Annotated in this window: 12 protein-coding genes; 6 read left to right on the top strand and 6 right to left on the bottom strand. The window is 67.3% G+C overall.

All coding sequences use genetic code 11. The features are described 5' to 3' along the window. Positions 1-13: 13 nt before the first annotated feature. Positions 14-1,945, top strand: coding sequence for a pyrroloquinoline quinone-dependent dehydrogenase (locus tag VF651_02885; GenBank protein HEX7964641.1), 1,932 nt, complete (start codon positions 14-16; stop codon positions 1,943-1,945). A gap of 2 nt (positions 1,946-1,947) precedes the next feature. Continuing rightward, positions 1,948-4,011: a TonB-dependent receptor gene (locus tag VF651_02890; GenBank protein HEX7964642.1), complete on the top strand. Its 2,064-nt coding sequence runs from the start codon at positions 1,948-1,950 to the stop codon at positions 4,009-4,011. Positions 4,012-4,205: 194 nt separating this feature from the next. On the opposite strand, the gene VF651_02895 is transcribed toward VF651_02890, so the two are convergent. The 3 genes from VF651_02895 to VF651_02905 are packed head-to-tail and all read right to left on the bottom strand — an operon-like array spanning position 4,206 to position 6,202. Further along, positions 4,206-4,853 (bottom strand): thiol:disulfide interchange protein DsbA/DsbL, encoded by a 648-nt coding sequence (locus VF651_02895; protein ID HEX7964643.1) that lies wholly within the window; start codon positions 4,851-4,853, stop codon positions 4,206-4,208. 16 nt (positions 4,854-4,869) lie between these two features. Then, positions 4,870-5,520 (bottom strand): thiol:disulfide interchange protein DsbA/DsbL, encoded by a 651-nt coding sequence (locus tag VF651_02900; GenBank protein ID HEX7964644.1) that lies wholly within the window; start codon positions 5,518-5,520, stop codon positions 4,870-4,872. A 55-nt stretch (positions 5,521-5,575) separates the two neighbouring features. After that, on the bottom strand, positions 5,576-6,202 hold the full coding sequence (locus VF651_02905; GenBank protein HEX7964645.1) for a c-type cytochrome: 627 nt from the start codon (positions 6,200-6,202) through the stop codon (positions 5,576-5,578). A gap of 105 nt (positions 6,203-6,307) precedes the next feature. On the opposite strand from VF651_02905, the gene yihA reads away from it, so the two are divergent. Next, positions 6,308-6,910 carry a ribosome biogenesis GTP-binding protein YihA/YsxC gene (yihA, locus tag VF651_02910; GenBank protein ID HEX7964646.1) on the top strand — a complete coding sequence of 201 codons (603 nt, stop codon included), beginning with the start codon at positions 6,308-6,310 and terminating at the stop codon, positions 6,908-6,910. 328 nt (positions 6,911-7,238) lie between these two features. On the opposite strand, the gene polA is transcribed toward yihA, so the two are convergent. After that, positions 7,239-10,004, bottom strand: coding sequence for a DNA polymerase I (polA, locus tag VF651_02915; GenBank protein ID HEX7964647.1), 2,766 nt, complete (start codon positions 10,002-10,004; stop codon positions 7,239-7,241). Continuing rightward, positions 10,001-10,417 carry a hypothetical protein gene (locus tag VF651_02920; protein HEX7964648.1) on the bottom strand — a complete coding sequence of 139 codons (417 nt, stop codon included), beginning with the start codon at positions 10,415-10,417 and terminating at the stop codon, positions 10,001-10,003. Before VF651_02920 ends, polA begins: the two co-directional genes overlap by 4 nt. Positions 10,418-10,486: 69 nt before the next feature. Here VF651_02920 and VF651_02925 point away from each other — a divergent pair, with 69 nt between their 5' ends. Both VF651_02925 and VF651_02930 read left to right on the top strand, forming a co-directional pair. Continuing rightward, positions 10,487-11,149 (top strand): cation/multidrug efflux pump, encoded by a 663-nt coding sequence (locus tag VF651_02925; GenBank protein ID HEX7964649.1) that lies wholly within the window; start codon positions 10,487-10,489, stop codon positions 11,147-11,149. A gap of 82 nt (positions 11,150-11,231) precedes the next feature. Next, entirely contained in the window at positions 11,232-11,723 is a 492-nt protein-coding gene (locus VF651_02930; protein ID HEX7964650.1) for a hypothetical protein, read from the top strand. Between the two features lie 15 nt (positions 11,724-11,738). Here VF651_02930 and VF651_02935 read toward each other — a convergent pair whose 3' ends face one another. Then, on the bottom strand, positions 11,739-12,173 hold the full coding sequence (locus tag VF651_02935) for a hotdog fold thioesterase (protein HEX7964651.1): 435 nt from the start codon (positions 12,171-12,173) through the stop codon (positions 11,739-11,741). A gap of 192 nt (positions 12,174-12,365) precedes the next feature. Between VF651_02935 and VF651_02940 the strand changes: the two genes are divergently transcribed. Further along, positions 12,366-14,120, top strand: coding sequence for a DUF885 domain-containing protein (locus tag VF651_02940; GenBank protein ID HEX7964652.1), 1,755 nt, complete (start codon positions 12,366-12,368; stop codon positions 14,118-14,120). Positions 14,121-14,194 lie beyond the last annotated feature (74 nt).

Here is a 14,194-nt window from a genome sequence, read left to right on the forward strand (position 1 = left end):
ACGGAGCGGGGACATGCGCGGGATATTCATCTTCTTTGGGACGCTGATGCTGGGCACCGCCGTGGCGGCGCCGGATGCGGGCTGGCCCGCCTATGGCGGCGATGCCGGCGGCAGCCGCTACTCGCCCCTGGCTGAGATCACCCCCGCCAATGTGGAAGAGCTGAGGGTGGCCTGGATCTTCCGCACCGGCGAGCTGGGGGAGGGCGTGAAGGACTGGAAGCGTTCGGCCTTCGAGGCCACGCCCATCCTCCATGACGGCGTCCTCTATCTCACCACCTCCAGCACCGACGTGGTGGCGGTGGATGCCGCCACCGGCACGTTGCGCTGGAAGCACTCGAGCGAGGCGCGCAAGGACCTGCACTACTCCGACGGCGTGTCCCGCGGCGTGTCCCTGTGGGTGGACGAGGCGAGCTCCGCCTCCGCTCCCTGCCACGCGCGCATCTATGCACCGACCCTGGATGGCCGCCTGCTGGCCCTGGACGCGGGGGACGGCAAGCCCTGCGAGGGTTTCGGCGAGGGCGGCGCGGTCAACTTGCTCAAGGATGTGCGGTCACAATTCGAGGAAGGCGACGAGTGGCGGGATTATCTCGTCACCTCGCCGCCGGCGATCATCGACGGCAAGGTGGTGGTGGGTTCGTCCATCGGCGACAACCGCGCCGTCGTGGAGGAGCTCGGCGTCGTGCGCGCCTTCGATGCGCGCAACGGCAAGCTGCTCTGGAGCTGGGATCCGATCCCGCGGGACCCCTCGAATCCCGTGTTCAAGGAGTGGGACGCCGGGAGCGTGAAGACCGCCAGCGCGGCCAACGCCTGGGCGCCGCTCTCGGTGGACTTGGGCAGGCACCTAGTGTTCGTGCCCACGGGCTCCGCGAGCCCGGACTTCTTCGGCGGCGAGCGTCCCGGCGACAACCGCTGGGCGAACTCGGTGGTGGCGCTGGATGCCGCCACCGGCAAGCTCGTCTGGGGCCGGCAGCTGGTGCACCACGACATGTGGGACTACGACGTGGCTTCGCAGCCCACGCTGGTGGACCTGGTGCACGACGGCCGGCACGTGGATGCGCTGATCCAGGCCACCAAGACCGGTTTCCTCTACACCTTCGACCGCGCCACCGGCGCGCCCCTGTTCCCCATCGTGGAGAAGCCCGTCCCGCAGGACGCGGTGCCGGGCGAGCGGCCCTCGCCGACGCAGCCCTTCCCCGCCGCGCCGCCGCCGTTGGTGCGCCAGGACCCGGTGAAGCCGGAAGAGGCCTTCGGCGTCGCGTACTTCGACAAGCGCGGCTGCAGGAAGCGCATCGAGCAGTACCGCTCAGAGGGCATCTTCCAGCCGCCTTCCACCAGGGATTCCCTCATGCGCCCCGGCAATGCCGGCGGCTCCAACTGGGGCGGCATCGCGTTCGACCCGAAGCGCCAGATCGCCGTGGCCGACACCATGGACCTGCCGTTCGTGGTGGCGCTGGTGCCTCGGGACCAGCTGGAAGCGCAGTCGGACGATCCGCAGTACGAGCACTGGGAGTTCGCGCGCCAGCGCGGCACGCCGTACGGCATGCGCCGCACCGCCTTCAAGTCGGGCCTGGGCATCCCCTGCGTGCGACCCCCCTGGGGCACGCTCACCGGCGTGGACATGCAGCGCGGCACCATCAAGTGGAGGATCCCGCTGGGCGATACCCCGGGCATCCACATGAACCTCGGCGTCCCGGTCCTCGGCGGACCCATCGTCACCGCTTCCGGCTTGATCTTCATCGGCGCGACCCTGACGGATGATCGCTTCCGCGCTTTCGATACCGAGACCGGCAAGCTACTGTGGGAAGTGAAGCTGCCGGCCGGCGGCCAGGCCACGCCCATGACATATTCCGTGGATGGGCGCCAATATGTAGTCATCGCCGCGGGTGGATATAAGGGCGATTCGACCCGTGGCGACTATCTTGTCGCTTATGCTCTCCCTAGATGAGCATGCGTCACCTTCTCCTTTATCTCGTGCTGCTGCCAGCGACTGCCTTCGCCGATGATGTCATCGAGCTCGGGCAGGTGACCGTCACCGACACCCGCGCGCCGGTACCGCTCAGGACGCTCGCCGACAACACCACGCGCCTGGACGAGACCAGCCTCGCGCTCAAGAGCGAGACCCATCCGGCGCAGGTGTTCAGCCTGGTGCCTGGCGCCTGGGTCACGGCCGGCGGCGGCCAGGAGAGCCTCATGAGCCTGCGCTCGCCGCTATTCACGGGGCAGGGCGCCTGCGGCGCGTTCCTGCTGCTGGAGGACGGCATCCCGATCCAGCCCGCCGGTTTCTGCAACGTGAACGCGCTGTTCGAGCTTGATCTCGAGCAGGCGGCCGCGGTGGAGGTGATCCGCGGCCCGGGGTCGGTGCTCTACGGCAGCGACGCCCTGCACGGCATCGTGAACGTGCTCACCCGCGCGCCGGACAGCGAGCCTCAAGACAGCGCGGGCCTCGAGCTCGGCAGCCACGGCTACGCGCGCGCCGAGAGCAGCGTCGGCGCCTGGGACGGCGCGCGCGGCTGGCGGCTCAGCGCGAACGCGGCCCACGACGGAGGCTTCCGCGCCGACGCCGGCTTCGACCAGCAGAAGCTGGACATGCGCTACGACCATGCCGAAGGGGACTTGAGCGCCGAGACGCTGTTCGCATTCACCAACCTCAACCAGGACACGGCGGGCTACATCTACGGACCGGATGCCTACAAGGACGATGCGCTGCGCGAGTCCAATCCCACGCCCGGCGCCTACCGCGATGCCCGCAGCCTGCTGCTGGCCCAGCGCTGGCAGCGGGACCTGGGCGGCGGCACCGAGCTCGACTTCACCCCCTATGCACGGCGCAACACCCAGGCCTTCGTGCAGCACTTCATCCCCGGCACGCCGGTGGAGGACAACGCCCAGAACAGCCTGGGCTGGCAGCTGATGCTGCGCACCCGGCCGTCGGATTCAGTGGAAGCGCTCTACGGCCTGGACGGCGAGTACGTGCACGGCAGCCTGCAGGAGTTCCAGCCCACGGCCCTCACCACCGGCACGCCGGAGCAGAATGCGAGCCGGCCCCAGGGCCTGCACTACGACTACGCGGTGGACAGCCGCACCCTCGCGGCCTATGCCGACCTGCGCTACACCCTGGCGCCGCGCTGGATACTGGATGGCGGCCTGAGGGCCGAGGGCGTGCGCTACAGCTACGTGAACTTCCTGCCGGCCGGCGACACCCAGGCGGATGGCACGCCCTGCGCGCTGGGGCCCTGCCTCTTCAACCGCCCGGCGGACCGCAGCGACGAGTTCGTGAACCTGCTGCCGAAAGCGGGGATCACCTGGCTCGCCTCGGACTCCCAGAGCGCCTACTTCAAGCTCGGCCGCGGCGCGCGGGCGCCCCAGGCGGCGGAACTCTACTCGCTGCAGTCCCAGCAGGATGTGGCAGACCTCAACTCCGAGACCCTGGACGACTATGAGCTGGGCTGGCGCGGCAAGGCCGGCGACTTCGGCTGGGACGCGGACACCTACTACATGCTGAAGCGGCACTTCATCTTCCGCGACGCGAACGGCTTCAACGTCAGCGACGGCCGCACCCGGCACCGCGGGGTGGAGTTCGCGCTCTCCTACGCACTCGCGCAGCGGTGGACGCTGCTCCTGGACGGCAGCTACGCGGTGCACAGCTATGCCTTCACCGCGGCGCTGGCCCAAGGCAACAGCGTGCAGGATGGTGACGACATGAAGTACGCGCCACGGAGCCTGGGCTCGCTGCGCCTGCGCTGGCAGCCGCAGGAGGCCACCACCCTGGAGGCGGAGTACCAGCACGTGGGCGGCTATTGGCTGGATGAGTCCGACAGCCACCGCTATGGCGGCCATGACCTCCTGAACCTGTACGCCCGCCATGCCTTAAGCGGCGGCTGGACGCTGGCGTTGCGCATCCTCAATGCCGCCGACACCGCCTACGCGGAACGCGCCGACTTCTCCTTCGGCAATTACCGCTACTTCCCGGGTGATGGGCGGCAGCTCTTCGCGGGGATCGAGAAGGCCTGGTAAAAATCATCTTAAAGCTGCTGCGCTCGGCAGGGCGTTGTTGCGCTCGACTCGCAATCGGTCACGTACACCAAGAGTACGCTCCCTCTGCTCGCCTAGCCCTGCCTTCGCTCGCGACGCTTTAAGATGATTTTCTAGAGAGATGAAATGAAACGGGGCCTCGCGGCCCCGTCTTGCATCTCAAGATTACCGTCAGCTTAGTGCTTGCCGCCGGCAGCCCGTTCCTTGGCGATCAGGAACTCCACGCATTTCATGATGTCGGCGGAACCCATGCCGTAGCCGGCACCGGTCTTCCACTTGCCGTTCACGATCACGGTCGGCACGCCCTGCACGTCGTAACGGTTGCCGAGCTGCTGGGACTGGGCGATGCGCGACTGCACGCCGAAGGAATCCCAGGCGCCGTCGAAGTCCGCGGGCTTCACGCCGTATTTGCCGAAGAAGGCCTTGATGGCGTCCTTGTCGTCGCGCAACTCGCCCTGGTTGTCCAGATGGATGGCGTTGAAGAACGGCTCACGGATCTTCTCGCCCACGCCGAGCACGTCGGCGGTGAAGGCGGCCTGGGCGTCCACGTAGAACTCGGAGCCCTTCATGGCGGCGGGCACGCGCTTGAACACCACATCCTTGGGCTTGCGCTTCTCCCACAGCTCCACGAAGGGCTCGAGGGCGAAGCAGTGCGGGCAGCCGTACCAGTAGAACTCGATGACCTCCACCTGGCCGGGCTTCACGTCGGTGGACTGGGGCGGGTTCACGGCCACGTAGTTCACGCCTTCCGTGAACGAGGTCATGTCGGCGGAAGCCGCCGCGGAGGCGAGCATCAGGATGGGGAGCAGCAGCCACTTCTTCATCTGTCAGGTCCTCGGGTTATTTCGCAGCAGCGGGCATGGCCGCCTGCTCTTGGGTCACGAGCTGGTTCACCACCAGCATGATCTGGGAATAGGGTACGCCGAAGTCGCCGCCGGTGAGCCACTTGCCGTTCACCACCAGGGTCGGCACGCCGAACTGGAACAGGCCGTAGCGGTCCGCCAGCACGTTGGCCTGGGCGATCTTGGCATCCAGCGCCGGCGAGCTCCAGGTGGCCTCGAACTTCTTCGGGTCCACGCCGAACTGCTTGACGAAGAAGCGCTCGAAATCCGCCTCCGTCTGCATCACGTCCTTGGCCTGGTGGATCTCGTCGAAGGTGGCCTTGTGGGACTTGGCGAGGATGCCGAGCGCCTCGGCGGTGTAGTAGGCGCGGGCGGCCGGTTCCCAGTCCGGCTGCAGGACCGCCGGCACGCGCTTCAGCACCACGTCCGCGGGCTTGCTGCGCTCCCAGGACTCGAGGTACGGCTCCAGCGCATTGCAGTGCGGGCAGCCGTACCAGAAGAAGTCCAGCACCTCGATCTGGCCGGGGTTCACGGAGGTGGGCTGCGCTGGCAGCACCGTCTGGTAGTTCACACCCTGCTTATAAGTGTCGGCTTGGGCGGAGCCCGCGACCAGCAGCAACAGGGATGCCAGGAATGCGATGGATCTCATGCCGACCTCGGTGCCTCAGGAGTACATAACGCGGAGCGCCCGGCCTGGTGGACCGTCAGTGCTGCGGCGTGGCGCCGTGCAGGCCCTCGATGTAGCTGGCCACCGCCTGCATCTCGGCGGGGGTGAGCCGCGCGGCGATGGTCTCCATCATCTTGTTTGGGTCGGTGGTGCGGCTGCCGGCAGCGTAGGCTTGCAGCTGGGCCACCACATAGGCGCCGTGCTGGCCGCCCAGGGCGGGGACCTTCATGAGCGCGTTACCGGAACCATCCGGGCTGTGGCAGGCGGAACAGGCCGGCACGTTCTCGGCCTTGTTGCCGTTGCGGTAGAGGGACTCACCCTGCTTCACCTGGCCGGCCTCGGCCTCGCCCACGTTGCGGGTCTGGCTGGAGAAGTAGGCGGCCAGGTCCTGCATGTCCTGGTCGCTGAGCTTCTGGGCCTGGGGCGACATGATGGGGTTCTGGCGCTTGCCGGACTTGAAGTCCCCGAGCTGCGCCTGGATGTAGCTCGCGTTCTGGCCGGCGAGCTTGGGGAACTGCGGGCTCGCGCTGTTGCCGTCCATGCCATGGCAGGCGCCGCAGACCGTGGCCTTGCCCTTGCCGGCGGCGGCATCGCCGTCTGCCTGGACTTCGAGGGCCACGCCGGTGGCGGCCAGGAGCAGGGCGATCGTCAGCAGCTTCTTCATGGGCGCGGTTCCTTGGGCTGTTCGGGATGCGATTTTCGGGCGGGGAAACCGCCCGTTCAGGAGCCCTGGATTTTACACTAGGGCCCCCACCCGCCAAGGGCTGCCATGCGCCTGGACTTCCGCCACATGCGTTTCCTGCTGAGCGCCGCCGCCCTGGCAGGCCTGCCCGCCGACACGGGCCGCGAGGTCGCCTTCGCGGGGCGCTCCAACGCCGGCAAGTCCAGTGCCTTGAACGCCATCAGCGGCGTGTCGGGCCTGGCCCGGGTCAGCAAGACTCCCGGGCGCACCCGGCTCATCAACCTGTTCGGCCTCGAGGGCGGCATGCGCTTCGTGGACCTGCCGGGTTACGGCTACGCCAAGGTGCCGGAGGCGGAGCGCCTCAAGTGGGGCGCCATGGTCGAGGACTACCTCAACGCACGCCAGAGCCTGGCCGGCCTGATCCTGGTGATGGACATCCGCCATCCCCTCACGGAGTTCGACCGGCAGATGCTGGGCTTCGCCGGGGACCTCAGCCTCCCGGTGCATGTGCTTCTCTCGAAGGCGGACAAGCTCGGCCGCGGTGCCGCCGCCAAGACCCTCGCCGACACCCGCAAGGGCCTGCGCGGTTGGGGTACGGCCCAGCTCTTCTCGGCCCACTCGGGCGAAGGGGTCGAGGAGGCGCAGAAGCTCCTGGCGGCGTGGCTCACGGGAGAGACGGAGAAAAAATAACCCCGGCGCCAAAAGGGGGAAAAGCGCCGGGGTTATCAGGAGCTACATCCGGCTTGGGGAGACCGGCTGTAGGGCCCGCCCATGGGAGACGGGGCGGGTTGAACGCCGTTGCGACGCTCAAGCTATAAGACCCGCGAGCGGGGATTTTCGTTCCATCCACGCAACAAAAATTTTGTATCCCCCTGTAACTGCTGGGCTCCAGTGACATAAATCAGTTAATTATCCAATTGATTAATTTAATGTCACAGGATATCCACAGGCGAAATTGAGGGGAAATTAACCAGATTGGTCGAGGGATTTCCGAGGCGAGAAGCGCGCGGAAAGAGGGTCAGTGGGCTTCCTGCCAGTTGGAGCCGACACCCACATCGACCGTGAGCGGCACCTTCAGCTTGGCGGCACCGGACATGAGCACCGGGATCTCCTTCTCGATCACCGTCAGCGCGCCCTGCTCCACCTCGAACACCAGCTCGTCGTGCACCTGCATGACCATGCGCGCCTTCACGCCGCTCTGCTTGAGCCATGCGTGCACGGAGATCATGGCGCGCTTGATCACGTCCGCCGCGGTGCCCTGCATGGGCGCATTCACTGCGGCGCGTTCGGCATACTGGCGCACCTGCTGGTTCTTGGACTTGATGTCCGGCAGGTACAGGCGCCGGCCGAACACCGTCTCCACGTAGCCCTGCTCGCGGGCGAGCAGGCGGGTCTGGTCCATGAACTGCTTCACGCCGGGATAGCGCTTGAAGTAGAGGTCCACATACTCCTGCGCCTCGCCGCGGCCGATGCCGAGCTGCTTGGCGAGGCCGAACGCGGACATACCGTAGATGAGGCCGAAGTTGATGGCCTTGGCGGCGCGGCGCCGCTCGTCGCTCACCTCCTTGGGCTTGAAGCCGAACACCTCGGCGGCGGTGGCGCGATGGATGTCCATGCCCTGCTCGAAGGCCTTGAGCAGGCCGGCGTCGCCCGAGAGGTGCGCCATGATGCGCAGCTCGATCTGCGAGTAATCCGCCGCCACCAGCACGTGGCCCTTGGGCGCGACGAAGGCCTGGCGGATGCGCCGGCCCTCCTCGGTGCGCACGGGGATGTTCTGCAGGTTCGGGTCGGTGGAAGACAGGCGCCCCGTGGCCGCCACCGCCTGGTGGTAGGAGGTGTGCACGCGGCCGGTCTTGGCGTCCACCTGCTCCGGCAGCTTGTCGGTGTAGGTGGACTTGAGCTTGTTCAGGGAGCGGTACTCCAGGATCACCTTCGGCAGCTCGTGCTCCTCGGCGAGCTCCTCCAGCACGTCCTCCGCCGTGGAGGGCTGGCCGCTGGCGGTCTTGCGCACCACCGGGATCTCCATCTTCTCGAACAGGATCGCCTGCAGCTGCTTGGGCGAGTCCAGGTTGAAGGGACCGCCGGCGAGTTTCTGGGCCTTCTCCTGCAGCCCGGCCAGCTTCTGGGTGATCTCCGCGCTCTGGGCCTTGAGCATGGCGGTGTCGATGAGCACGCCGCAGTGCTCCATCTCCAGGAGCACCGGCACCAGGGGCATCTCGATCTCGTCGAACACCTTGCGCAGCGCCGGCACCGAGCGCAGCTTCGGCCAGATCGCCTGGTGCAGGCGCAGCGTCACGTCCGCATCCTCGGCCGAGTACTTTGCGGCGTCCTCGATGCGCACCTGGTCGAAGCCGATCTGCTTGGCGCCCTTGCCGGCCACGTCCTCGTAGTGGATGGTCTTGTAGTCCAGGTACTTCTCGGCGAGGGAGTCCATGTCGTGGCGGCTCGCCACGCTGTCCAGCACGTAGGACTCCAGCATGGAGTCGTAGCGCATGCCCTGCATGTGGATGCCGTAGTTCGCCAACACGTGGGCGTCGTACTTGATGTGGTGGCCGAGCTTCTGCTTCTTCGGGTCTTCCAGCAGCGGCTTCAGGCGTTTCAGCACCTTGTCCCGGTCGAGCTGGACGGGAGCGTCGGCGTAGCGGTGCGCCAAGGGAACGTAGGCGCCCTCGCAGGCCTTCACCGCGAAGGACACGCCCACGATCTCGGCCTGCATGTACTCGAGGCTGGTGGTCTCGGTGTCGAAGGCGAAGAGCTCGGCGGCCTCGAGCTTCTTCATCCACTCGTCGAAGCTGGCTTCGTCCAGCACCGCCGTGTGCACGCCGGGCGGCGGCGCCGGGCGGGTGGGCGGCGCCGGCGGGGGCGCCACGTCCTTCTCGCGGTGCGGTTCCTCGCCGCCCTCGTCCAGCGCCCGCAGCCAGCTCTTGAACCCGAAGCGGGTATAGAGCTCGCGCAGCCGCGCCTGGTCCGGGGCGCGCATGGCGAGCTCCTTCGGTCCCAGCGGCAACTCCACGTCGCAGCGGATGGTGGCGAGCTGGCGCGAGAGCAGCGCCGCGTCCCTGTGCTGCTCGAGCTTGGGCGCGAGGGTCTTGGCGCCGCGCACCGGCACCTGCGCCACCTCGCCCAAACGCTTGTACATCTCTTCGAGGCTGCCGAAATAGGTGAGTAGCGGCGCCGCGGTCTTGGGTCCGATGCCCGGCACGCCCGGGATATTGTCGGAGCTGTCGCCCACCAGCGCCAGGTAGTCCACGATCTGCTCGGGCCAGACGTCGAACTTCTCCTTCACGCCCTCGCGGTCGAGGCGCGTCTCGGTCATGGTGTTTATGAGCGTGATGCGCCCCTCGTCGTCCACCAGCTGCGCCATGTCTTTGTCGCCGGTGGAGATCAGCACCGTGAGCCCCTGCTCCAGGCCGCGCTTGGCGAGCGTGCCGATCACGTCGTCCGCCTCCACGCCCTTCACCTTGAGCAGCGGGAAGCCCAAGGCCTCCACCAGCTCGTTGAGGGGGTCCACCTGCGCGCGCAGGTCGTCCGGCATGGGCGGGCGGTTCGCCTTGTACTGCTCGAACAGGTCGTCGCGGAAGGTCTTGCCGCTGGCGTCGAACACCACCGCGGTGTGCTCCGGCGTGTGCTCCTGCATCATCCGCTTCAGCATGTTCGCCACGCCATAGATCGCGCCGGTGGGTTCGCCCGAAGGCGAGGTGAACGGCGGCAGGGCGTAGAACGCGCGGTAGAGGTAGGAGGAGCCGTCCACCAGCACCAGCGGCGGTTTCTCGCGCTTGTTCATGGCTGGGCCGGACCCTGGGTGGCGGCGGCAGGCGCAGGCAGCGGCGCAAGCACCGCGCCCGGCAGCGTCACCGGCGGCTGTAGCACGCAAGGGGCGGGCGTGAGTTGCGGCACGCCGTCCGCGTCGGCGGTCTCCATGGGTGCCGCGGAGACCGCGGGCGCACGGGTGCTGCCCGGCGGCGGCAGGAGCAAGAGGTTCAGCGGCATGCCGGTGGCGGTCTGGCGGCGCTCGTCCTCATATATGCAGTCCGCCAGCAGGAGGTCGCGGGGGCGCAGCACCGGCGGCGGCAGGGTGCTGGGGAAGGCCACCGTCGGCATCCTGAGGAACAGCGGGCCGATCTGGCCGCAGCCGGCCAGCGACAGCAGCGGCAGCAGCGCCAGCAGGCGGGACGGGGATACGGAGCGGGGCGGCATCCGGCCAGTATAAACGGTGCGGCCGGGGCGGCGGTGCTAGAGTGTCGCGCAGCGATGGGGAGGTGAGACATGCATCTCGCGTTGTGGGGCTTCGGCCTTGTGACCTTGCTGGTGGGTCTGCTCGGCCTGCTGCTGTTCTTCGGCGGCTGCAAGCACCTCCTGCACGGGCGCTTCGGCGCCGGCAGCGGGCGGCTCTTGTTCGGCCTCGTGTTCCTGTTCTTCTTCGCGTTCGTCTCCTCCGCGGCGCTCGGGCTGCGCGCATACCTGCGCCTTACCTACGAACAGCCGGTGGCGACCTTGAGCTTCGCCGCGCTCGGCAACCAGTCCTACCGCGCCACCCTCACGGATGCCTCCGGCCGCATCACCACCGCCGAGCTGCGCGGCGACGACTGGCAGCTGGACGCGCGGGTGCTGAAGTGGAAAGGCGCCGCCACGGTGCTGGGCCTGGATCCCCTGTACCGGCTGGAACGGCTGGAAGGCCGCTATCGCAACGCCGGTCAGGAGAGCCATGACTACCACAGCGTCCTGGAGCTCTCGGCGGACACGGGCCTGGACCTCTGGCGCCTGGCCAAGGGCCATGGACGCTGGCTGCCCTGGGTGGATGCCACCTATGGCAGTGCCACTTACCTGCCCATGGCCGATGGAGCCCGGTACAGCGTCTCCCTGAGCCCCACGGGCCTCCTTGCCAGGCCCAGCAACCCCGCGGCAGAAGAGGCCCTCAAGCACTGGTAGCCCCTTGCAAAGCTTCCACATTATGTTATATAATTTATAAGACATAATCCGGTTGCGGGACCGGTCAAGAGTGGAGGTCGAGATGGGGCTCATCAGGGGTTCTGAGACGCCGGACATGCTGCCTAGCCATGTGCACGACATCGGCACGTCCACCTGCCTGTTCTGTCCATTCGGTGCCGGCGTGGAGGCCGGTGACCGGCTCTATGTCTACGACGAGCGGACCGCCTACGGCCGCCAGCAGCGGGAGCGGTTGGTCGAGGTGACGGCGGTGAAGCAGTTCCGCTCCACCGGCCGCGTCATCACGCTGGACCTCAACATGATCTCGGCGGAAGAGGCGGCGCGTATCGCCGAGGACAGTGAGACCAGCGTGGAAGCCATGCTCGAGCACCGGCCCGGCAACCCCACCTACGATGCCAAGCATCCGCCGGTGGTGGTGTACTTCGAGCCTTGCGACGAGGACGACACCACGGGCTCCCGAACCCGGCCGGGTGCCGCCGTGAGCCTGGACGGCCGGCCCCAGAACCAGCACGAGTCCCGCCTGAGCCGGTTCTTTTCGCGCCTCGGCCGCCGCTAGATTCGGCAGCGCTTCTCAGCGCATCGAAGCCTTGTCCAATACCGCCATCGTGATGCGCGAGACGCACACCAGGCGGTCCTTGCCGTCCGTGATCCTGATCTCCCACACCTGGGTGGTGCCGCCCAGGTGCAGCGGTCGCGCGGTGCCCTTCACCTCGCCCTCGCGCATGGCACGCACGTGGTTCGCGTTGATCTCGAGACCTACGCAGAGCTGCCTGTCACGGTCAACCACCAGGTTCGCGCCGGTGCTGCCGAGCGTCTCCGCCAGCGCCACTGAGGCGCCGCCGTGCAGGATGCCGGCGGGCTGCTTGGTACGGCTGTCCACCGGCATCACGGCCGAGAGATAGTCCTCGCCCACTTCCGTGTAATGGATACCGAGGTGGCTCACCAGCGTCTCCCGCTGGTAAGCGTTGAGATCCTCGACGGTGAAGGGTTTGAACCAGATGGCCATGCCCTGAGCCTAACTCAGTCTCGGGGGAGAAATACTGACTCAGGGTCAGTAAGAAAAGATTCCTGTCCGGCCTTGCCAAGTCTGTAGTACTGTTGTATATCTGCATAACACCTAGGAGAGGAGGTGGCCGGCCAGGATGGACGGCCGCCGTCCCGAGCGACTCCACCAAAACCACACACAGAGGAACGTCCCATGAGATCCAAACTTCTGACGCTGGCCGTGAGCCTGGCGCTCGCCGGCCTCAGCCAGGCTGCCCTGGCGGAAAGCCAGCCCCCGGCCTGGGTGGCCGAGAGCAACCAGGACACCCAGATCCTGCTCAAGACCTTCGCCGACTTCGCGCCGGAATCCGCCGGCCAGGTCGGGGTGGACGGCCTCGACGACCAGGCCACCAACCTCACCCCCGACTTCATCGCCCGCCTGAACGCCGCCCTGGACGCCGACGTGGCGCAGTTCAACGCGCTCATGGCGAAGACCACGGACCCGCACGTGAAGCAGGACCTGCAGATCCTCATCACCGCCGCGAACAACGCCAAGCACGACAACGAGCTGGGCCACAAATACCTGCTCAACTTCACCGACGTGCCGCAGCTGGTGTTCGGCGGCACCCGCGCCCTGGTGGACCCGCAGATCCCGCTGGAACGCCAGCAGAAGGTGGTGAAGCGGCTCGAGGCCTACGCCGGCATGCTGCCGGGCCGGCCCTCGATCTTCGACCAGGCCAAGGCGCTGTTCGAGGCCGACCTCAAGCGCCCCGGGCTCGTCGGACCCTACAAGGGCGAGATCGAGCAGGACCTGCAGGACCAGCCGCACTACGTCAGCGGCCTGAAGCAACTGCTGAGCCAGAGCAAGGTCACCGGCTGGGAGCCGGCCTTCGCCAAGCTCGAGGCCCAGATGAACGACTACATCGCCTGGGAGAAGGCGGTGGTGCTGCCGCACGCGCGCACCGAGAGCCGCTACCCGGCGGAAGAGTTGTATGCCAACAACCTGCACGACCTGGGCGTTGACGAGGATCCGCGCGCCCTGATCCAGGAAGCCGAGTTCTCCTTCAGCGAGATCCAGCACCAGCTGGAGTTCGTCGCCGCGCAGGTGGCCAAGGAGCACGGCTACAAGAGCAGCGACTACCGCGACGTGATCCGCGAGCTGAAGAAGACCCAGCTCAACGGCAAGGACATCCTGCCGTTCTACAAGAAGCGCCTGGCGGCCATCGAGGCCATCATCAGCAAGGAGCACATCGTGACGCTGCCTAGCCGCGCCATGGTGATCCGCATGGGTTCCGACGCCGAGTCCGCCCAGCAGCCGGCGCCGCACATGAACACCCCGCGCCTCATCGGCAACACCGGCGAGTACGGCGAGTTCATCCTGCCCGACAACGCCGGCCAGAAGGGCGGCATGGATGACGACACCTTCGACGCGGCGGCCTGGACCTTGACCGCCCACGAGGGCCGTCCCGGCCACGAGCTGCAGTTCGCCAGCATGATCGAGGGCGGCACCTCCATCGCCCGCGGCGTGTTCGCGTTCAACAGCGCCAACGTGGAAGGCTGGGCCCTGTACTCGGAAGCCGAGATGCAGCCCTACGAGCCCATCGACGGCCAGCTCATCGCGTTGCGCGACCGGCTGCTGCGCGCCGCCCGCGCGTTCCTGGACCCGATGGTGAACCTCGGCATGATCACGCCGGCGGACGCCAAGGCGTTCCTGGAGCGTGAGGTGGTGCTGTCGCCGGCCTTCGCCAAGGAGGAGGCGGACCGCTTCGCGTTCCGTGCCCCCGGCCAGGCGACGAGCTATTACTACGGCTACCACAACTTCATGACCATGCGCGGTGCGGCCCAGGTGGCGCTGGGATCGAAGTTCAACCGCCAGAAGTTCAACGACTTCATCTTGAGCCAGGGTCTCCTGCCCCCGAGCCTGATGCAACAAGCCGTGAACGAAGAGTTCATCCCGAGCCAGAAGTGACCTGACCCGAAGACCAGCCGGCCCCGTCGCGCGAGCGGCGGGGCCGGTTCTTTTTTGCGGCAGGCGTTCGGCGC

This window comes from Gammaproteobacteria bacterium (assembly GCA_036383255.1).
Classification (GTDB): Bacteria; Pseudomonadota; Gammaproteobacteria; order Natronospirales; family REEB76; genus DASUBN01.